20 protein-coding genes are annotated in these 18,937 nt (G+C 68.4%); 17 read left to right on the forward strand and 3 right to left on the reverse strand.

Features of this window, described 5'->3' with window-relative positions; all coding sequences use genetic code 11:
- Both ACIBH2_RS14125 and ACIBH2_RS14130 read left to right on the forward strand, forming a co-directional pair.
- Entirely contained in the window at window positions 1–1,032 is a 1,032-nt protein-coding gene (locus ACIBH2_RS14125; protein ID WP_397117305.1) for an NAD-dependent epimerase/dehydratase family protein, read from the forward strand.
- Complete coding sequence (locus tag ACIBH2_RS14130; RefSeq protein WP_397117307.1) at window positions 1,029–2,042, forward strand: lysophospholipid acyltransferase family protein; 1,014 nt, start codon at window positions 1,029–1,031, stop codon at window positions 2,040–2,042. Before ACIBH2_RS14125 ends, ACIBH2_RS14130 begins: the two co-directional genes overlap by 4 nt.
- Before the next feature lie 241 nt (window positions 2,043–2,283).
- Here ACIBH2_RS14130 and ACIBH2_RS14135 read toward each other — a convergent pair whose 3' ends face one another.
- The gene (locus ACIBH2_RS14135) at window positions 2,284–3,207 is read right to left on the reverse strand and encodes an HAD family hydrolase (RefSeq protein WP_397120737.1); all 924 of its coding nucleotides are present in this window, start codon (window positions 3,205–3,207) and stop codon (window positions 2,284–2,286) included.
- A gap of 170 nt (window positions 3,208–3,377) precedes the next feature.
- On the opposite strand from ACIBH2_RS14135, the gene ACIBH2_RS14140 reads away from it, so the two are divergent.
- The 5 genes from ACIBH2_RS14140 (at window position 3,378) to ACIBH2_RS14160 (ending at window position 8,815) form a co-directional block, all read left to right on the forward strand.
- Window positions 3,378–3,638, forward strand: a complete 261-nt coding sequence (locus tag ACIBH2_RS14140) for a glutaredoxin family protein (protein ID WP_397117309.1) — start codon at window positions 3,378–3,380, stop codon at window positions 3,636–3,638.
- Between the two features lie 308 nt (window positions 3,639–3,946).
- Entirely contained in the window at window positions 3,947–4,777 is an 831-nt protein-coding gene (locus ACIBH2_RS14145) for a redox-sensing transcriptional repressor Rex (protein WP_397117311.1), read from the forward strand.
- A complete protein-coding gene (locus ACIBH2_RS14150; RefSeq protein WP_397117313.1) occupies window positions 4,774–6,222 on the forward strand; it encodes a glutamyl-tRNA reductase in 1,449 nt (482 codons plus the stop codon). The genes ACIBH2_RS14145 and ACIBH2_RS14150 overlap by 4 nt, the downstream gene beginning before the upstream one ends.
- Window positions 6,223–6,257: 35 nt before the next feature.
- Window positions 6,258–7,253 (forward strand): hydroxymethylbilane synthase, encoded by a 996-nt coding sequence (gene hemC / locus ACIBH2_RS14155; protein WP_397117315.1) that lies wholly within the window; start codon window positions 6,258–6,260, stop codon window positions 7,251–7,253.
- Entirely contained in the window at window positions 7,250–8,815 is a 1,566-nt protein-coding gene (locus ACIBH2_RS14160) for a uroporphyrinogen-III synthase (RefSeq protein WP_397117317.1), read from the forward strand. Before hemC ends, ACIBH2_RS14160 begins: the two co-directional genes overlap by 4 nt.
- Window positions 8,816–9,192: 377 nt before the next feature.
- Here ACIBH2_RS14160 and ACIBH2_RS14165 read toward each other — a convergent pair whose 3' ends face one another.
- On the reverse strand, window positions 9,193–9,495 hold the full coding sequence (locus ACIBH2_RS14165) for a hypothetical protein (protein WP_397117319.1): 303 nt from the start codon (window positions 9,493–9,495) through the stop codon (window positions 9,193–9,195).
- A gap of 252 nt (window positions 9,496–9,747) precedes the next feature.
- Between ACIBH2_RS14165 and ACIBH2_RS14170 the strand changes: the two genes are divergently transcribed.
- The 5 genes from ACIBH2_RS14170 (at window position 9,748) to ACIBH2_RS14190 (ending at window position 12,858) form a co-directional block, all read left to right on the forward strand.
- Window positions 9,748–10,119: an ArsR/SmtB family transcription factor gene (locus tag ACIBH2_RS14170; RefSeq protein ID WP_397117321.1), complete on the forward strand. Its 372-nt coding sequence runs from the start codon at window positions 9,748–9,750 to the stop codon at window positions 10,117–10,119.
- A gap of 121 nt (window positions 10,120–10,240) precedes the next feature.
- Window positions 10,241–11,218 (forward strand): porphobilinogen synthase, encoded by a 978-nt coding sequence (hemB, locus tag ACIBH2_RS14175; protein ID WP_397117323.1) that lies wholly within the window; start codon window positions 10,241–10,243, stop codon window positions 11,216–11,218.
- Window positions 11,215–11,727, forward strand: a complete 513-nt coding sequence (locus ACIBH2_RS14180; protein ID WP_397117325.1) for a hypothetical protein — start codon at window positions 11,215–11,217, stop codon at window positions 11,725–11,727. Before hemB ends, ACIBH2_RS14180 begins: the two co-directional genes overlap by 4 nt.
- 277 nt (window positions 11,728–12,004) lie before the next feature.
- Window positions 12,005–12,616, forward strand: a complete 612-nt coding sequence (locus tag ACIBH2_RS14185) for a hypothetical protein (protein ID WP_397117327.1) — start codon at window positions 12,005–12,007, stop codon at window positions 12,614–12,616.
- On the forward strand, window positions 12,616–12,858 hold the full coding sequence (locus ACIBH2_RS14190) for a hypothetical protein (RefSeq protein WP_397117329.1): 243 nt from the start codon (window positions 12,616–12,618) through the stop codon (window positions 12,856–12,858). Before ACIBH2_RS14185 ends, ACIBH2_RS14190 begins: the two co-directional genes overlap by 1 nt.
- 199 nt (window positions 12,859–13,057) lie before the next feature.
- On the opposite strand, the gene ACIBH2_RS14195 is transcribed toward ACIBH2_RS14190, so the two are convergent.
- Entirely contained in the window at window positions 13,058–13,447 is a 390-nt protein-coding gene (locus tag ACIBH2_RS14195) for a hypothetical protein (protein WP_397117331.1), read from the reverse strand.
- 235 nt (window positions 13,448–13,682) lie between these two features.
- Here ACIBH2_RS14195 and hemL point away from each other — a divergent pair, with 235 nt between their 5' ends.
- From hemL to ACIBH2_RS14220, 5 genes are all read left to right on the forward strand, one after another.
- Window positions 13,683–15,020, forward strand: coding sequence for a glutamate-1-semialdehyde 2,1-aminomutase (gene hemL, locus ACIBH2_RS14200; protein ID WP_397117333.1), 1,338 nt, complete (start codon window positions 13,683–13,685; stop codon window positions 15,018–15,020).
- A gap of 209 nt (window positions 15,021–15,229) precedes the next feature.
- Window positions 15,230–15,835: a histidine phosphatase family protein gene (locus ACIBH2_RS14205; RefSeq protein ID WP_397120739.1), complete on the forward strand. Its 606-nt coding sequence runs from the start codon at window positions 15,230–15,232 to the stop codon at window positions 15,833–15,835.
- Window positions 15,832–16,467 (forward strand): TlpA disulfide reductase family protein, encoded by a 636-nt coding sequence (locus ACIBH2_RS14210; RefSeq protein WP_397117335.1) that lies wholly within the window; start codon window positions 15,832–15,834, stop codon window positions 16,465–16,467. The genes ACIBH2_RS14205 and ACIBH2_RS14210 overlap by 4 nt, the downstream gene beginning before the upstream one ends.
- A gap of 2 nt (window positions 16,468–16,469) precedes the next feature.
- A complete protein-coding gene (locus tag ACIBH2_RS14215) occupies window positions 16,470–17,315 on the forward strand; it encodes a cytochrome c biogenesis CcdA family protein (RefSeq protein ID WP_397120741.1) in 846 nt (281 codons plus the stop codon).
- Window positions 17,315–18,937 (forward strand): cytochrome c biogenesis protein ResB, encoded by a 1,623-nt coding sequence (locus tag ACIBH2_RS14220; protein WP_397117337.1) that lies wholly within the window; start codon window positions 17,315–17,317, stop codon window positions 18,935–18,937. Before ACIBH2_RS14215 ends, ACIBH2_RS14220 begins: the two co-directional genes overlap by 1 nt.

Genomic DNA, 18,937 nt, shown 5'->3' on the forward strand with positions numbered 1-18,937 from the left:
ATGGTTACCGGTGCGAGCCGGTTCTTCGGCGGTAATGTGGTGTCGCGCTTGGCCGCCGACGAGTCCATCGAGCGCATCGTCGCCGTCGACGCGAAACAGCCGAGCCGGGAACTGCTGCGCCGCATGGGCCGCGCCGAGTTCGTTCGGGCCGATATTCGAAATCCTTTGATACGCAAGGTGATCGAAGGAAATCAGGTGGATACGGTGATCCACCCCGCAGCGCTCTCGCGACCGCCGTCGGGCGGTGGCCGCGCCGCCATGAAGGACATCAATGTGCTCGGCGCGATGCAGCTTTTCGCGGTGTGCCAGAAGTCCGATCGGGTGCGGCGCGTGGTCGTTCGCTCGTCCTCGGCCGTATATGGCTGCAGCGCCAAGGATCCGGTGAAATTCACCGAGGAAATGAGCGCGCGTACGCCACCGCGCGGTTGGTTCGCCCGCGACATGATCGAGGTGGAGGGATTCGTGCGCGGACTCGCGCGACGGCGTCCCGATATCTCGGCGGCAATTCTGCGTTTCTCACCGATCGTGGGTCCGCAGTTGGCCAGTCGCGGTGTGCAGTATTTCCGTTCGCCGATCACGCCCACCATCCTGGGCCGCGATCCGCGACTGCAACTGCTGCACGAGGAGGACGCCATCGCGGCGCTCGCCCACGCCGCCGTGGGCGCACCGGGCGGTACCTTCAATGTGGCGGGTGACGGTGCGATGGCGCTGTCGCAGGCCATCCGTCGCGCGGGCCGGATCGAACTGCCGGTTCCCTTCCTGGCTTTCCGCACCTGCGGCCGCAGCATCATGGGGCCGGTCATGCGGGAGTTCACCGCCGAACAAATCGACTACTTCCACTTCGGCTGCGGTCTGGACACCACCCGGATGCGCACCGAACTCGGTTTCGAGCCGCGCTGGACCACGGTGCAGGCTTTCGACGACTACATAGGGGGCGCAGCGTTGCGGCCCGTGATCGATCCCCGCTGGATCGATGCCGCAGAGAACAAACTTCTCGGCCTGCTCGGGGCCGGGGCGGGAGCACACCAATGAACGACGTAGCGAAGGTGATTCGACTTCACGACGTGGATTTCGAGGCGCGGCAACGTTCGACGCGCCAGTGGCCGGGCGAGCGCACGCTGACCCCGGTCACCTCGTTGACCGAACGGCTCGCCGAAGCCGAAGCGCGGCAGCCGAAATCGCTGGGTGAGCTGATTCGCGGCGGCGTCGCGAATACGGTGCGCCACACCGCCGATTTCGCGCGCCGCCGCCTCACCGGCGACTACCAGGTCGACGAATTCGGTTTGGACGAGCATCTGCTGGAGTCGGTGATCCTCCCGGCGCTGCGGCCGCTGTCGGAGCTGTGGTTCCGGGTGGAGGTCAGCGGCATCGAGAACATCCCGGAGGTGGGTGGCGCGCTGATCGTCGCCAATCACGCGGGCACCGTGCCGCTCGACGGGCTCATGCTCCAGCTCGCCGTGCACGACCACCACGCCAAACAGCGCGCGCTGCGCCTGCTGGCCGCGGATCTCGTCTTCGAGATGCCGCTGATCGGTGGCTTGGCGCGCAAGGCCGGGCATACGCTGGCCTGCCCCGCCGATGCCGAAAGGCTGTTGCGCGCGGGCGAAGTGGCGGGTGTGTTCCCGGAGGGCTACAAGGGCATCGGCAAGCCGTTCGCGGACCGGTACAAGTTGCAGCGTTTCGGGCGTGGGGGTTTCGTCTCCGCGGCGGTGAAGACCGGGGTGCCGATCATTCCGTGCTCGATTGTCGGCTCGGAGGAGATCTATCCGAAGTTGGCCGATCTCAAACCGCTGGCTCGACTGCTCGGTATTCCGTATTTCCCTGTGACGCCGCTGTTTCCGCATCTGGGTCCGCTCGGCGCGCTGCCGCTGCCGTCGAAGTGGCATATCGAATTCGGTGAGCCGGTCTCCACGAGCGGATACGAACCGGCCGATGCCGATGATCCGATGACCATGTTCGAGATCACCGATCAGGTGCGCGAGACCATTCAGCAGACGCTGTACAAGCTGCTGACCAAACGCCGCAATCCGTTCACCGGATAGCTATCGCGTTCGGCGACAACATGATCGGCCCGGGTCCATGGGGACCCGGGCCGATTGTCGTTTTCGTCACTTTGTCTACGACAGACTGTAGTGTGATCTACTACACACTGTAGTCTTCGGGCATGCCTATGTGGATCATCCCGATCATCGCCGTTGTCAGTTCCCTTCTCATCGCCGTGCTCTTCGTCGCCGGTTTTCCGAAGGACGACCACTGAGGGACGATCACTGAAACATTGACGGACTAGCCCGCTTTCGCCTCGCGCTTGCGGGTCAGTACCGCCGCCGCCGCACCGCCCGCCGCGCCCAGCGCCAAGGCGGTCGGCACACCCACCTTCGCGGCCTTGCGCCCGGTGCGGAAATCACGGATCTCCCAGCCGCGATTCTTGGCCACCTCGCGCAGATCCGAATCCGGATTGATGGCCACCGCCGTGCCCACCAGCGAGAGCATCGGCACGTCGTTGTGGCTGTCGGAGTAGGCCGTACACCGGCGCAGGTTCAACCCTTCGCGAATCGCCAAGGTGCGCACCGCGTGTGCCTTGCCCAGGCCGTGCAGGATATCGCCGACCAGGCGACCGGTGAAGACGCCGTCGTGGCTCTCCGCGACCGTGCCGAGCGCGCCGGTCAGTCCTAGTCGTTTGGCGATGACCTGCGCCAACTCCACCGGCGTCGCGGTGACCAGCCAGACCTGCTGTCCGGCATCGAGATGCATCTGCGCCAGCGCGCGGGTGCCCGGCCAGATCTTGTCGGCGATGATCTCGTCGTAGATCTCCTCGCCGAGCGCGGCCAACTCCGCGGTGGAACGGCCCGCGATGAACTCCAGGGCCTTCTCCTTGCCGCTGGTCATATCCGAGCTGTTCTCTTTGCCCGTGACCCGGAATTTCACCTGTTTCCAGGCGATATCCATCAGGTCGGAGGTCTTGAAGTATTTGCGGGCGGCCAGGCCGCGCGCGAAATGCACGATGGACGCGCCCTGCACCATGGTGTTGTCCACATCGAAGAACGCGGCGGCGGTGAGATCCCGCGGCACCTCGCTGACCGGTGGCTCTTCGGCTTCGTGCAGTGCGAGGGCCGCCTCGGCGCTGGCCTCACCGGCCAGATTGGCGCGAACCTCTTCCTCGCTCGGTCCGAACGGGCTGCGGGCGATCCTGGTGAACTGGTCGCTCAACCCGCCCCAGCGGGTGGGGAATTCACCGAATCGGCCCGCGATGAAACTCGTTCTCGCCTCTTTCGAACGTTCCGGCACCAGTACCTCCGCCTGTTCACGTGAACACGTCCACAGTATCCCGGGCCGGTGGCCGGAACGTAGACGGCGATCGACAAGTGTTGAATGACGCTATGAGTGATCCCACGCATCAGGTGACCCTCCTGACCCGTTCCGGCTGCCATCTCTGCGCTGTCGCTCTCGAACAATTGCGCGTCGTCTGCGCGGAATTCGGGATCGAGCCCGCGACGGTGGATGTGGACGAGGCCGCGGCCACCGATCCGGGATTGCGCGCCGAATACGGGGACCGGTTGCCGGTGGTGCTGCTCGACGGCAGCGAACACAGCTATTTCGACGTGGACGAGGCGCGTCTGCGAGCCGATCTCGCACGCTGAAAGTTTTCCGCGAAACGCTGGGCGGACGGGGGCCGCGATCGCACGGCGCGTTGCGTAGCGGTGTCCGCCCGATAGGGGTTGAATGACGCACGGGGCTGGTGCCTCGGCAAAGTGACTGAATTCACCGACTTTGTGAAGGGCTGCACAAGCGGTTACGGTGGTGGCACGCAACCCGCCTCGGGGGCATCCCGAGGGCAGTGGTAGCGAGCCCAAATACCCGACTCGACCGCCCTGACGGTCGCCCCGGCGTCGGGTCGACAAACGAACCCCGGACCCCTACCCCCGGCCGGACGAGGAGCGCAAGCGACGTGACAGAGCAGCATGAGACGCCCGGTGGCGTCTCCGGCAGGGCTCTGCAGAAGGACATCCCGCAGGCCACGGTGGCGCGGCTCGCTACGTATCTCCGGGTACTCGCCGTACTCGCCGACGAAGGCACTGCCATCGTATCGAGTGAGGAACTCGCTGTCGCGGCGGGTGTCGGTTCGGCCAAACTGCGCAAGGATCTTTCGTTCCTGGGACCCAACGGTGTCCGCGGCGTCGGCTACGACGTGATCAAGCTGCGCGACCGCATCGAGGATGTGCTCGGCCTCTCCGAGGGACACCGCGTGGTGCTGGTCGGCGCGGGCAATCTGGGCCGGGCGCTGGTCGGCTACGGCGGATTCCGTCGCCGCGGCTTCTGCATGGTCGGGCTTTTCGACAGCGACCCGCAGGTGATCGGCACCTCGGTCGGCGATCTGCGCGTACGCGATGTGGCCGAGCTGACCGATGCCGTGCGCACCCTGGAACCGACCATCGCGGTCATCACCGTTCCGGACGCGGCCGCCCAAGGCGTCTGCGATCTGCTGGTCGCCGCCGGAATGCAGTCCATTCTCAGCTTCTCCCCGCTCGCGTTGGACGCGCCCGCCACGGTGGAGGTCCGGCGCGTGGACCTCGCGGTGGAGATGCAGCTGCTCTCCTTCGAACTCGCCCGCAGTGCCGAACTCGAGGCCGCCGACCGCGAAGTCGCGGCCGGAGAGACCGTGGGCGCGGATCCCGTGCGCGCGGCGGCCGAGGCGGCGCGGGCCGTGCGTCCGGTGACGCCGATTCAGACTTCTCATGCGGCAATGGAGCCAACAAAGGGATCGGTGGTCACGCCATGAGTGTGCTTCTCGTGGGGATTTCGCATCGGAGCGCGCCTGTTTCGGTGCTCGAGAAGGTAGCTGTCACCGAGGACGATCGGCCCAAACTGACCGACCGCATGCTCGTCTCCAGCCATGTCTCGGAAGCCATGATCGTGTCCACCTGCAACCGGGTGGAGATCTACGCGGTGGTCGACGCCTTCCACGGCGGACTCGGTGAGATCAGCGAGATGCTGACCAAGCACTCCGGACTGCCGCTGCCGGAGCTGACCAAGCACGCCTACGTGCGCTACGCCGAGGCCGCCGCCGAGCACCTGTTCGCCGTCGCCTCCGGCCTGGACTCCATGGTCGTCGGCGAACAGCAGGTGCTGGCGCAGATCCGCGCCGCCTACGCCGCCTCCGACGCCCAGCAGGCCGCCGGACGCACCCTGCACGAGCTGGCCCAACACGCGCTGCGAGTGGGCAAGCGGGTGCACTCCGAGACCGGCATCGACCGCGCGGGCGCGTCGGTGGTGTCGGTGGCGCTGGACCGGGCGCGCACGGTGCTCGGCACCTCGTCGCTGAGCCTGGAGGCCGCGGCCAGCCGCACCGAACTCGGCGAGAGCCCCTTCGAGACCGCGTTGACCGGACGCACCGCATTGGTGCTCGGTGCGGGAGCCATGGGCGGTCTGGCCGTCGCACAGCTCGCCCGCGCCGGGGCGGGGCGCATCATCGTGGTGAACCGGACCCTGGAGCGCGCGCAGCGGCTGGCTCGCACCGCCACCGAAATGCACGGTGTCGCAGCGGAATCCATGGAGATCTCGCGCATGGTCGAGGCCATGGCCGCGGCCGATGTGGTGGTCACCTGTACCGGCGCGGTCGGCGCGGTGGTGACGCTGGCCGATGTGCACCGCGCCCTGGCCGGGCGGCCCGACAAGCATCTGGTCTTCTGCGACCTCGGCCTGCCCCGCGATGTGGAGACCGCCGTCGCCGGACTGCCGGGCGTGACCGTCATCGACATGGAGACGCTGCAGCGCGATCCCTCGGCCGGTGCCGCCGCCGACGATACCGCCGCCGCGCGCGCCATCGTGGCCGAGGAACTCGCGAAATACCTTGCGGGACAGCGCATGGCCGAGGTGACGCCGACCGTGGCGGCGCTGCGCCAGCGCGCCGCCGATGTGGTCGAGGCCGAACTGCTACGCCTGGATTCGCGACTACCCGAGCTGGACCCCACCGACCGCGAGGAAGTGGCGCGCACCGTGCGCCGCGTGGTCGACAAACTGCTGCACGCGCCGACGGTGCGGGTCAAGCAATTGGCCTCCACTCCGGGCGGTGACAGCTACGCGGAAGCGCTGCGCGAGCTGTTCGAGCTGAAACCCGGTGCGGCACAAGCGGTCGCCGCCCCGATGGAGATCGCCGCCCGGGGGGAACTGGCCGACGATTTCACCGCCGCACATCTTGGGGACGAACAGGGGCAGACCGCATGACCGGAGCGATGGTGCACGGAGAGCAGGACACAGCTATGCGCGGAACGATCGAATCACCGTGGCGCATCGGCACCCGCGGCAGCCTGCTGGCGCTGACCCAGGCGGGCACCGTGCGTGACACGCTGATCGCCGCCGGACAGCACGCCGAACTCGTGATCGTGAAGACCGCGGGCGACCAGTCGTCGGATCCGGTCGAGAAGATCGGCGTCGGCGTCTTCACCGCCGCGCTGCGCGAGGAATTGGCCGCGGGCACCGTGGATATCGCGGTGCACTCCTACAAGGACCTGCCCACCGCGCCCGAACCGCAGTTCACCATCGCGGCCATTCCGCCGCGGGAGGATCCGCGCGACGCGCTGGTGGCGCGCGACGGTCTGGTGCTGGGCGAGCTGCCCGCCGGATCGGTGGTCGGCACCTCCGCCCCGCGCCGCGCCGCCCAGCTGCGCGCGCTCGGCCTGGGCCTGGAGATCGTGCCGCTGCGCGGCAATCTCGACACCCGGCTGCGCAAGGTGGCCGAGGGTGAACTCGACGCCGTGGTGGTGGCCCGGGCCGGACTGGTCCGCATCGGCCGCACCGACGCCGTCACCGAAAGCCTGGAACCGGTGCAGATGCTGCCCGCGCCCGCACAGGGTGCGCTGGCGGTCGAATGTCGCACCGAGGACACCGATCTCGTGACCATCCTGTCCGCCCTCGACGATTACGGCACCCGTGCCGCGATCGTCGCGGAGCGGGCGCTGCTGGCCGAACTGGAGGCCGGATGCACCGCCCCCGTCGGTGCGCTGGCCGAGGTCGTCGAATCGCTCGACGACGACGGCCGGGTGGTGGAGGAGTTGTCGCTGCGCGGCGGCGCGGCGGCTATCGATGGCTCGGATGTGATCCGGGCGTCCGCGGTCGGCCCGCTCTCGAATGCCGAAGAGCTGGGCCGTTCCTTGGCGCGTGAGCTCTTGGAGCTGGGGGCGCGCGACTTGCTCAGTGCCCAAGCGGAAGGCGCTGCCACTAACAGCAATCCCAGCCCGATGGAGAACAACCGATGAGTCGAGTCACGAAGAAGCACCCCGGACGGATCCTTTTCGTCGGATCCGGTCCGGGTGATCCGGCGTTGCTCACCGTGCGGGCCCGCGAGGTCATCGGTCGAGCCACCCTGGCCTTCACCGATCCCGATGTGGACAAGGGTGTGCTCGCCCTGATCGGGACCGCGGTGGAGCCGGGCCCCGACGGGGAGAGCGTGGTGGACGTGCGCCCCGCGCTCGGCGACCCGAGCGAGGTGGCCAAGACGCTCATCGCCGAGGCCCGCAACGGCTCCGATGTGGTGCGGCTGGTCTCCGGTGACCCGCTCACCACCGATTCGGTGATCCAGGAGGTCAACGCGGTCACCCGCTCGCACATGATGTTCGAGGTGCTGCCCGGACTGCCGTCGGGGTCGACCGTGCCCGCCTACGCGGGCATCGCCCTGGGCTCGAGCCACACCGAGGTGGATGTGCGCGGCGAGGTGGACTGGGCGGCGGTCGCGGCGGCGCCGGGTCCGCTGGTGCTGCACGCCACCTCCGGGCATCTGGCCGAGACGGCGAGCGCGTTGGTGGAGCACGGGCTGGCTCCGCAGACGCCGGTGGCGGTGACCGTGCGCGGTACCACCCGGCAGCAGCGCACCATCGAGGCCACGCTGGCGACCCTGAACAACGCCGCTTCCGAACTGGTCGGCCCGCTGGTGGTCACGGTCGGCAAGGAGGTCGAGAAGCGCGCCAAGATGTCGTGGTGGGAGTCGCGGGCGCTGTACGGCTGGACCGTGCTGGTGCCGCGCACCAAGGAGCAGGCCGGTGAGATGAGCGAGAAGCTCGTCATGCACGGCGCCATTCCGATGGAGGTGCCGACCATCGCCGTCGAGCCGCCGCGCAGTCCCGCGCAGATGGAGCGCGCGGTCAAGGGTCTGGTGGACGGGCGCTACCAGTGGGTGGTGTTCACCTCCACCAACGCGGTGCGCGCCGTCTGGGAGAAGTTCGCCGAATTCGGTTTGGACGCGCGCGCTTTCAGCGGTGTGAAGATCGCCTGCGTGGGCGAGGCCACGGCCGAGAAGGTGCGTTCCTTCGGTATCAATCCGGAGCTGGTGCCCTCGGGTGAGCAGTCCTCCGAGGGTCTGCTGGCCGACTTCCCGCCCTACGACGACGTTTTCGACCCGGTCAACCGAGTCCTGTTGCCGCGTGCGGACATCGCGACCGAGACCCTCGCCGAGGGTCTGCGCGACCGCGGCTGGGAAATCGACGATGTCACCGCGTACCGCACCGTGCGCGCCTCTCCGCCGCCCGCGGAGACCCGCGAGATGATCAAGACCGGCGGTTTCGACGCGGTGCTGTTCACCTCGTCCTCGACCGTCCGCAATCTGGTCGGCATCGCCGGAAAGCCGCACGCCCGCACCATCGTCGCCTGCATCGGCCCCAAGACCGCCGAGACGGCCATCGAATTCGGCCTGCGCGTGGACGTGCAGCCCGAGGTGGCCCAGGTCGGCCCGCTCGTCGAGGCGCTCGCCGAGCACGCCGCCCACCTGCGCGCCGAGGGCCTGCTGCCCCCGCCGCGCAAGAAGAGCCGCCGCAGCAGCCGGTAGTCGAACAGCCAACGGGCCCCGCACGCGAAACGTGCGGGGCCCGTTGGCATTTCGGGGGTCGGCGGCGCGTGACGCCTGCGTGGCCACCAGGTCCGATGAAGCGGTGGGAGATACGCGGGCGTCTTGCGCCGGTTGAACTCACGCGTTCGAAGGGTGGCCCCCCGCGGCTCCGGGCTTCTGGGGCTCTGCGCCTCCGCGCCTCTGCGCTTCTGCTCTTCGGGTCTCCGCGTCTCCGCGGTCCGCGGTGCGCGGTGCGCGGTGGCATCGAGACTCGCGGGATGCGGTGCGCGGTGGGTGGGGTTCAGGGGCAACGGCTCTCCAGCTCGGGCTGGAGAGCCGCCCCCGTCACACTCCCACGTTATCGGCGCGTGGCGAGATCAGCGCTGCGCCTGCATCATTCGGCGCACCATGCGGCAGGTGGCGCCCGACGGCGGGTGGACGCCGATGATCTCCGCGGTGCGATGGATCTTCTCGTCGGTCGCCTGGGTCGGGCCGAAGGTTCCGGCGTCGAGCAGGGCGATGGCCAGCCGCATGGCCTTCAGGCGGCGGTTGTGGGCGATGTACCAGGAGCGCGGGCGGCCCGCCGGGAGCGGCTGCTTGATCAGCGGCTTCCAGGCGTGGTCGATGACATCCCCCTTCTTCGGCACCTCGGTGGGCACGGAAGCGATGGCAGTGAGCACGACGAATCCCTCCTGTCGCGTTCAGGGCCCGGTGCGAACCCCTCGAACATAGTTTCGATTATACGCGGCGGCACCGACAAAATCCGCTGGTGGCAAGGCTTTTAGACGGAACGGCCGGATTCCATTCGCGGATTCGCCCGCCGCCTGAAAAGCTGTCCGTTATGTCCGTCTTTGCCTGGCGGACGCAGAGCGCGGAAGACGCGGCGTGCGAGGGGTACGCCGCGCGCCCGCGCCCCGAAATCAGGAGGCATGATGCGCAAGCTGCTCAGCAGGGACCTGTCGGCACTGCTCGGTGCGACGAGGGCGGCGGTCCTGGAGGCCATCGCCGATGGCGGCAGCACCACCGATCTGGCCCTGCGGCTGGGGATTTCGCCCTCCTCCGCGAGTGAGCACGCGGCGATCCTGCGCGACGCGGGTCTGACGGTCAGCATGCGCAGCCGAAACCAGGTGCGCCACCGGCTCACTCCGCTCGGCGCGGCACTGCTGGGCATCGAACTCCCGGCCGAGGAGGCCGCGAGCGACCGCGGTCCGCGCGCGGCGACCCTCGTGCGCCGCCCCCGCGTCGCCGCCGCGATCGGCCTCGCGCGCCGCGCGGCGGTCGCCCCGATCGCCGCGACGAGCTGATTCGACTCCCGCCCGGATCGCCGACCGCACCCCCACCGTGCGGTCGGGCTTTCCACCGGGTGAACGGGCTCGGGCCAGACCGTCCTGCGACCGTGTCGAGGCGGGGGCATATCATGCGAACATGACCGGATTGGACCGCCCACGGCGGTTGCGTCGTACTCCCGCTCTGCGCCGCCTCGTCGCCGAAACCACCCTCGAGCCCAGGCATTTGGTACTGCCCATGTTCGTGGCCGACGGCCTCGACGAGCCGCGCGAGATCAGCTCCATGCCCGGTGTCCATCAGCATTCGATGGATTCGCTGCGCAAGGCGGCGGTGGAGGCGGTCACCGCGGGTGTCGGCGGCCTCATGCTCTTCGGCGTGCCGAGGCCCGAGGACAAGGACGCCAGCGGCAGTCAGGCCAGCGATCCCGACGGCATCCTGAATCGCGGACTACGCGCCCTGGTGCAGGAGGTCGGCGGCTCGACGGTCGTCATGGCCGACACCTGCCTGGACGAGTTCACCGATCACGGTCACTGCGGGGTGCTCGACCCCGATGGCACGGTCGACAACGACGCCACCCTGGACCGCTACATCGATATGGCCTTGGCGCAGGCCGAGACCGGCGCTGATCTGCTCGGCACCAGCGGCATGATGGACGGCCAGGTCGCCGCCATTCGCGCGGGCCTCGACAAGGCCGGGTACATCGACGCGGGCATTCTCGCCTACGCCGCCAAGTACGCCTCGGCCTTCTACGGCCCGTTCCGCGAGGCGGTGGGTTCGTCGTTGCAGGGTGATCGCCGCACCTACCAACAGGATCCGGCCAATCGCCGCGAGGCCATTCGCGAACTCGATCTGGATCTGGCCGAGGGCGCGGATATCGTCATGGTGAAGCCCGCCATGTCCTACCTCGACATCCTGCGCGATGTGGCCGACCGCTCCACGGTGCCGGTGGCGGCCTATCAGATCTCCGGTGAGTACGCCATGATCACCGCCGCCGCGCAGAACGGCTGGATCGATCGGCGCGGCGCGATCCTGGAGTCGCTCACCGGAATTCGCCGGGCGGGTGCGGATATCGTGCTCACCTACTGGGCGACCGAGGCAGCGCACTGGTTGTCGTGAATCAGCCGGTTTCACCCACGGGCCCGCGGCCCGTCCCCGAGGATGTGCGCACCGCCTGCCAGCTCTGGTGGGCCGCCCTGGCCGTCGGCGTGGTGCAGGTGGTCGCCACCATATTCGCCCAGTTCGGTGACCGGAAGCAGTTGGCGGCGGACTTCTACGACCAGGTGAAGGCCGACCAGCCCACGGCCACCATGGCGCAGGTCGAATTGGCGGTGGGGCTCATGCTCGTCGTCATGGCGGTGCTGTGGCTGTTGCTGTTGGGCGGCGCGGCGGCGGTGGTCTATCAGCTGGGACGCGGAAAGTCTTGGGCGCGAATGCTTCTCACCGTATTGGCGGCCTTCCTGATTGTCGGTGCGGTGGGTGCGCTGTTCCGTCCCGGCAGCATGAGCGGACCGGTTGCCCTGGTCGCCGGTGGGGCCTCCATCGTGCAGGCCGTTCTGGTGGGCGGAGCCGTATTCCTGTGCTACCGCAAGGAATCCGATGCTCACTTCCGGCCCGGACCGCGGTGAGGACCGCCGAGTTTGTACCCGGCGGTAACCGAGGTATGGTGAGGACAGTCACAGGGAATTCGGGAACCGGAAGTCGGTCGTCATGCGTTGTGCCATGGTCGATTCGGCTCCGGAAGGACGACGGAGGCAACGATGCGAGTGGTGATCCAGCAGCCGCACAGCCTTCGGCGGGATGTGCTGGTTCTGAGTCTGCTGATTCTGTTCGGACTGCTCACCCTCGCCGTGCTGTTGATTCCGGGGCTCGTCGGCTGAACCCCATGACCGTAACGTCGGGCCTATGAGTGACAAGCCCACCGAGCCCGACGACGCGGTCGCCGTACCCGACGCGACGGTGCCCGAGGCGAAGTCCGGGCCGGAAGTCGACGGGGCGGTTGCTTCCGAGCGAACTCCGGGCACGCGCGTGCTGTTCGCCGAACCCGGTGCGCGCTGGCGCACCATCGCCTACGGCCCCGCGCTGTGCGCCCTGATCCTGGCGCTGGAAGTGGTGCGCGGCGGCAGTATTCACTGGTTCGGGCTCGTCTTCTGCGCCGCCCTGCTGGGCGGTTTCGTGTGGTTGCAGGTGGTCGCCGGGCGGCGGCACATCAGCGTCGAACTCACCGACACCCATCTGCGCGACGGCACCGAATTACTGCCATTGCGCGATATCGCGGCCGTGCTTCCCGAGGACGACGAGGAGTCCTGGGAGGATGAGGACTGGCAGTCGGCACGGGCGCTCGGTGAACTCACCGGGGTGCCGCGGCGGCGGCGCGGCATCGGTCTGAAACTGCGTGGCGGCGAACTGGTTCAGGCGTGGGCGCGCGACCATCGCACGCTGCGCGCCGAACTCACCGAGGCGCTGGCGCGGCTGTCGGACGGCACGGGACCCGACGAGGAGAAGGAGGCGCGCTGATGCGCTGGCTCGCCGTATTCGGTGAACTCGTCGTGGCCGCACTGTGTGGGGTGGCGGCGGTGTGGTCCTGGCGCAATGGCGTGCGGACCAGCTGGTACTCGCCCAATGGGGATATGCCGGGATTCGACGCGATTCGCTACTCCGGCCCGTGGCTGTCGCTGGCCGCGCTGGCCGCCGCCGTGGGCGGCCTGCTGCTCATCGATCTGCTCGCTCGAGCGCGGCGGACAACCGCCGGACATTGATCCGCCGCCGTCGAGATTGAATCCGCGTGTGGCGGACAATCAATGGCTATGACGAGCATCCCCGTTGCCACGTCGTGGCTGGATTTCCTGCCGTTGCCGTTGAACTGCCTGCTCAGCACCGGATGGGCAGCCTTCTGTCTAGGCGTGCCACTGTCCTAGGCCCGCGCTACCGGGCCCGGGCACTACTGAGGTCCAAGCGCTACTGCGTCCAGGTCTGATAGACGTCGAGCACGCGGCCGCCGCGGGTGCCGGGCGCGTTCAGGAACACCACGACCGCCCCGTCGGGATGCTGCGCGGCCTCCATCACCACCTGTCGCAGCGAGGCGTGCACACCACCGTTGTCGTCCCGATAGATCTCGGTCTCCGGGTGCAGGCCCGCGCCCATGCGGTTGGCGGGCACGAACATGCTGACCACCGCGGGCATCGGCCCGCTCGCCATGGCCGCGGTCTCCTCGTGCGACAGGTGCACACCGATGCGGCCCTGGTCGAATTGCGCGATGGGCACTCCCGCCGCCGCGCCTCCCGCGCCGATAGTCACCGCCCCAGCCACGGCCGCGAGCAGTCCAGCGCCGAAGGTTGCGAGCCGCATATGCGGTACCTCCCGTAGTCCGAATAGTGGGTCTGTGGCAGAGATTACGCACTGGCAATCGTTTGGCGAATGAATATGCGCTTGCGTGTTGCTCGAATGTCCAAGAAATAGCGAATGTTTGGCAAATAGCAGAAGGGGAAATGGCGACGGCAGCGCGGCAGGTCGGCTGTGCGGTGGGCCACCCCACTACACCCTGTCGTCGACGGGCGATGAGGCGGCTGCGACACTGGGTGGCGTGAGTTCTTCTCCGCGTGTGAGCCAGGTTTCGGTGCCGGTCTCCGCCCACCTCTTCGAACGCGCCGCCCAGGTGATTCCGGGCGGTGTGAACTCGCCGGTCCGGGCGTTCAATTCCGTCGGCGGGACGCCGCGGTTCATGGCCTCCGCGCGCGGCTGCACACTCACCGATGCCGACGGCAACGAGTACGTCGATCTGGTGTGCTCCTGGGGTCCGATGATTCTGGGGCACGCGCACCCGGCGGTCGTCGAGGCCGTGCAGCGCGCCGCCACCGGCGGACTGTCCTTCGGCGCGCCGACCGAGGCGGAGATCGAACTGGCCGAGGCCATCGCCGCGCGGGTCGCGCCGGTCGAGCGGGTGCGGCTGGTGAACTCCGGTACCGAGGCGACCATGAGCGCGGTGCGCCTGGCCCGCGGTTTCACCGGGCGCTCCAAGATCATCAAATTCTCCGGTTGCTACCACGGGCACGTGGACGCGCTGCTGGCCGACGCCGGTTCGGGCGTCGCCACGCTCGGACTGCCGACCTCGCCGGGCGTGACCGGCGCGCAGGCGGCCGACACCCTCGTACTGCCCTACAACGATCTCGACGCCGTGCGCGCCGCCTTCGCCGCCCACCCCGGACAGATCGCCTGCGTGATCACCGAAGCGGCGGCGGGCAATATGGGCGCGGTCGCGCCGCGCCCCGGATTCAATGCCGGACTGCGCCAGCTGACCAGCGAGAACGGTGCGCTGCTCATCATGGACGAGGTCATGACCGGATTCCGGGTGAGCCACGCGGGCTGGTTCGGACTCGAGGGCGTGGCCGGTGACCTCTACACCTTCGGCAAGGTGATGAGCGGCGGTCTCCCCGCCGCGGCCTTCGGCGGCCGCGCCGACATCATGAACCACCTCGCGCCGATCGGGCCGGTGTATCAGGCGGGCACGCTGTCCGGGAATCCGGTCGCGGTCGCCGCGGGTCTGGCCACGCTGCGCGCCGCCGACGAATCCGTCTACGCCACCCTCGATCAGAACGCCAAGCGACTGGGCGGGCTGTTCACCGAGGCGCTGTCGGCCGCCGGTGTCGGTCACCAAGTGCAATTCGCGGGCAATATGGTCAGCGTGTTCTTCTCCGACACCCCGGTGTACGACTACGCGGCCGCCAAGGCCAGCGAGACGTGGCGCTTCCCGGCCTTCTTCCACGCGCTGCTGGAACGCGGCGTGTACGCGCCGCCGAGCGCGTTCGAGGCCTGGTTCGTCTCCGCGGCGCTCGACGAGAACGCATTCGACCGTATCGCCGCCGCCCTGCCCGCCGCCGCCTCCGCCGCGGCGGCCGCCACCCCCGAAGGATCCGTCGCGTGAGTTCCGAACAGCCCGACACCGGTCTACCGGCCGAGAGTTCCCCAGCCGTCACCGCCGCCGATGCCGTCGATGCCACAGCAGCCGCCGATGCCGTGGAAGCCGAAGTGGCCGACGACGTCGCCGGTGCCGTCGCTGAATCGACAACCGGCACAAGTGATCTCGTGCTGCCCGGCGATGTCGCCGACGATGTCGAGACCATCGTGCACGTCATGCGCCACGGTGAGGTGCACAACCCCAAGGGGATCCTGTACGGCCGCCTGGAGGGCTTCGGCCTCTCCGTCGCGGGCCGCGCGCAGGCGGGCGCGGTCGCGCGCTCGCTGGCCGATCACGATATCGCGCTGGTGGTCGCCTCACCGCTGCAGCGCGCGCAGGAGACCGCGGATCCCATCGCGTCCCAGCACGGCGTGATCATTCGGACCGACGACAACCTCATCGAGGCGGGCAATACTTTCGAGGGTCTGCGCGTCGCCGCCCGCGACGGCGCGCTGCGCAAGCCCCGGCACTGGCTCAAGCTGCGCGACCCGTTCACCCCGTCCTGGGGTGAGCCGTACCTGCAGATCGCGCACCGAATGTTGGCCGCCGTCAACAAGGCTCGCGTCGAGGCCGCCGGGCGCGAGGCCGTGCTGGTCTCGCATCAGCTGCCGGTGTGGACGCTGCGCCGCTTCCTGCAGGGCCAGCGCCTGTGGCACGACCCGCGCAAGCGCCAGTGCTCGCTCGCCTCGCTGACCTCGCTGGTCTATCAGGGCGACACGCTCATCGACATCGTCTACTCCGAGCCCGCCGGGGCGACGGATCCGAGGGTGACCGGGGCATGAGCCGGTTCACCGCGTCGCCGCCCCGGCCGGTCCGGCGTATGGCGTCGATTCTGCTGGCGAGCGTCTGCCTGATGGCGGCGCTGGCGGGCTGCTCGACGGCGGGCAAGGACGCGGTGGCCCAGGGCGGCACCTTCGATTTCGTCTCGCCCGGCGGTAAGACCGATATCTTCTACGATCCGCCGTCCAGCCGAGGGACCATCGGCCGTCTCGCCGGGCCGGATCTCATGACCGAGGGCAAGACCACCTCGGTCGAGGATTTCCCCGGCAAGGTCGTGGTCATCAATATCTGGGGTCAGTGGTGCGGGCCGTGTCGCGCGGAAGCCCCTGCGCTGGAACAGGTCTACGAGGCCACCAAGGACAAGGGCGTCGCCTTCCTCGGCATCAATGTGCGCGACAACCAGAAGGACAAGGCCCAGGATTTCGTCACCGACAATCACGTCGGCTATCCGTCCATCTACGACCCGTCCATGCGCACGCTGCTCGCCCTCGGCGGCAAATTCCCCACCAGCGTCATTCCCACCACGCTGATTCTCGATCGCCAGCATCGCGTGGCCGCCGTCTACCTGCGGTCGTTGCTCGCCGAGGATCTCCAGCCGATGGTGGAGAAGATCGCCAGCGAGGACCAGTCGTGAGCGTGACCGTCCTCGCCAGCGTCGGCGAATCCTTCCAGCAGACAGCGTCTTCCGGGCCGCTGCTGCTCGCGCTGGGCGCGTGTGTGCTGGCGGGGCTGGTGTCGTTCGCCTCGCCGTGTGTGGTGCCGCTGGTGCCGGGCTACCTGTCGTATCTCGCGGGATTGGTTGGGGCGCAAGCGCCTCCGGTCACCGTGGAATCGGCCAAGCGCGGTGCGCAGGGCGGTTCGACGGTGCTGGCCGATCGGGACGCGAAAAACGGTGGGCGCATGCGGGTCGCCGGTGCGGCGGGGCTCTTCGTCGCCGGATTCACCGTGGTGTTCGTCCTCGCCTCGGTGACGGTGTTCGGCACGATTCAGGCGCTGAATGTCAATCGTGAACTGCTGCAACGCATTGGCGGCGTGGTCACGATCGTCATGGGCCTGGCGTTCATCGGCCTCATCCCGGCGCTGCAGAAGGACACCCGCATGGAGCCGCGCCGCCTCAGCGGCATTCTCGGCGCGCCCCTGCTCGGCGGCGTCTTCGCGCTGGGCTGGACCCCGTGCCTCGGCCCCACGCTCTCCGGCGTGATGGCCGTGTCCGCGGGGACCGACGGCACCACCGCGGCGCGCGGCGTCGCCCTGATCGTGGCCTACTGCCTCGGGTTGGGGCTGCCGTTCGTCATCCTGGCGTTCGGGTCGGCCACCGCGCTGCGCGGTGTCGGCTGGCTGCGCCGCAATTCCCGCACCATTCAGGTGATCGGCGGCATTCTCCTGGTGGCCGTCGGCATCGCCCTGGTGACCGGAGCGTGGGACCAGTTCGTCTCCTGGGTCCGCGACGCCTTCGTCTCGAATGTGACCCTGCCGATCTGATGACCGTGACCGAAACCGCCCCCGCTCCCGTCGGCCCGCCGCGCCAGTCGCTGCCGCGCCGCGTCCTCGCCGTCGCGCGCAATACCTGGCGCGGGCTGACCAGTATGCGCACCGCGCTCATCCTGCTGTTCCTGCTGGCGCTCGCCGCGATTCCCGGCGCGCTGCTGCCGCAGCGGAGTCTGAACGCGCAGAAGGTCGACGAGTACATCGCGAATCGTCCGACGCTGGGTCCGTGGATGGATCGCCTCGAACTGTTCGACGTGTTCTCCAGCTTCTGGTTCACGGCCGTCTATGTGCTGCTGTTCGTTTCGCTGGTGGGCTGCATTCTGCCGCGCTGCCTCGACCACTATCGGGCGCTGCGCACCGAACCGGTGAAGGCTCCGCGCAATCTCGGACGGCTGCCGTACCACTTCGAGGGTGGCGACAGCGCCACGCCCGAGGAGGTCGTCGAACGGACGCGGCGCGAATTGCGCGGGTGGCGCACGGTGGTTCGACCCGGCGGTCGCGACGGCGAGATCACGCTGTCGGCCGAGAAGGGATACACGCGTGAACTCGGCAATCTGGTCTTCCATCTCGCGCTGGTGTGTCTGCTCGCGGCCATCGCCATCGGCAAGCTCTTCGGCTACGAGGGCAATGTCATCGTCATCGCCAATGACGGGCCGGGGTTCTGCACCACCTCCCCGGCGGTGTTCGATTCCTTCCGCGCGGGCAATGTCAACGACGGCACCGGGCTGACGCCACTGTGCGTGCGGGTCGAGAACTTCAAGGCCGACTACCTGTCGAACGGGCAGGCGGAGATGTTCACCGCCGATATCTCGTATCAGGCGGGCAAGGATCTGGAGAGCGATACCTGGCGGGACACCACGATTCAGGTGAATCATCCGCTGCGCGTCGAGGGCGACCGCATCTACCTGCAAGGCCACGGGTTCGCGCCGAAGTTCACCGTCACCTTCCCGGACGGCCAGACCCGTACCGAGGCCGTGCAGTGGCGGCCCGACGATGCGACCACCTTCCTCTCCAGCGGTGTGCTGCGGATCGACCCACCCGGCGGCATGTACGCCAATGATGCTGAGCGGCGCAAGAACCAGATCGCCATCCAGGGCCTGTTCGCGCCGACCGCCATGCTGCACGGCACCTTGCTCACCTCGGTCTATCCGGCCATGAACGATCCCATGGTGGCGGTGGACATCTACCGAGGTGAGACCGGTCTGGACACCGGCCGCGCGCAGTCGCTGTTCACCCTCGATCAGGAGATGATCAAGCAGGGGCGGTTGACCAAGGAGCAGCGGGTGAATCTCGCTCCGGGCGAATCGGTTTCGCTCTCCGACGGCACCAAGGTGACCTTCGACGGGGCCGAGGAGTTCGTGAACCTGCAGGTCTCGCACGATCCCGCCCAGGGCTGGGTGCTGGGCAGCGCCATCACCATGATGGCCGGGCTGCTGGTGTCGCTGTTGGTGAAGCGCCGTCGAATCTGGCTGCGCGTCTACCCCGCCGCCGAGCCCACAGACCAACGACGTACCGTAGTAGAAATGGGCGGATTGGCCCGCACCGACCAGGCCGGTTGGGGCGGCGAATTCGACCGACTGCGCACACGGCTGCTGGACCACAGCACGGGAGAATGA

It is taken from the genome of Nocardia sp. NPDC050406 (assembly GCF_044459025.1).
Taxonomy (GTDB): domain Bacteria; phylum Actinomycetota; class Actinomycetes; order Mycobacteriales; family Mycobacteriaceae; genus Nocardia.

Excerpts from the sequence above, each read along its gene's own strand:
- ACIBH2_RS14125 (WP_397117305.1), top strand. The coding sequence starts at position 1 with ATGGTTACCGGTGCGAGCCGGTTCTTCGGCGGTAATGTGGTGTCGCGC.
- ACIBH2_RS14130 (WP_397117307.1), top strand. The coding sequence starts at position 1,029 with ATGAACGACGTAGCGAAGGTGATTCGACTTCACGACGTGGATTTCGAG.
- ACIBH2_RS14140 (WP_397117309.1), top strand. The coding sequence starts at position 3,378 with ATGAGTGATCCCACGCATCAGGTGACCCTCCTGACCCGTTCCGGCTGC.
- ACIBH2_RS14150 (WP_397117313.1), top strand. The coding sequence starts at position 4,774 with ATGAGTGTGCTTCTCGTGGGGATTTCGCATCGGAGCGCGCCTGTTTCG.
- hemC (WP_397117315.1), top strand. The coding sequence starts at position 6,258 with ATGCGCGGAACGATCGAATCACCGTGGCGCATCGGCACCCGCGGCAGC.
- ACIBH2_RS14160 (WP_397117317.1), top strand. The coding sequence starts at position 7,250 with ATGAGTCGAGTCACGAAGAAGCACCCCGGACGGATCCTTTTCGTCGGA.
- ACIBH2_RS14170 (WP_397117321.1), top strand. The coding sequence starts at position 9,748 with ATGCGCAAGCTGCTCAGCAGGGACCTGTCGGCACTGCTCGGTGCGACG.
- hemB (WP_397117323.1), top strand. The coding sequence starts at position 10,241 with ATGACCGGATTGGACCGCCCACGGCGGTTGCGTCGTACTCCCGCTCTG.
- ACIBH2_RS14185 (WP_397117327.1), top strand. The coding sequence starts at position 12,005 with ATGAGTGACAAGCCCACCGAGCCCGACGACGCGGTCGCCGTACCCGAC.
- ACIBH2_RS14190 (WP_397117329.1), top strand. The coding sequence starts at position 12,616 with ATGCGCTGGCTCGCCGTATTCGGTGAACTCGTCGTGGCCGCACTGTGT.
- ACIBH2_RS14195 (WP_397117331.1), bottom strand. The coding sequence starts at position 13,447 with ATGCGGCTCGCAACCTTCGGCGCTGGACTGCTCGCGGCCGTGGCTGGG.
- ACIBH2_RS14205 (WP_397120739.1), top strand. The coding sequence starts at position 15,230 with ATGCGCCACGGTGAGGTGCACAACCCCAAGGGGATCCTGTACGGCCGC.
- ACIBH2_RS14210 (WP_397117335.1), top strand. The coding sequence starts at position 15,832 with ATGAGCCGGTTCACCGCGTCGCCGCCCCGGCCGGTCCGGCGTATGGCG.
- ACIBH2_RS14220 (WP_397117337.1), top strand. The coding sequence starts at position 17,315 with ATGACCGTGACCGAAACCGCCCCCGCTCCCGTCGGCCCGCCGCGCCAG.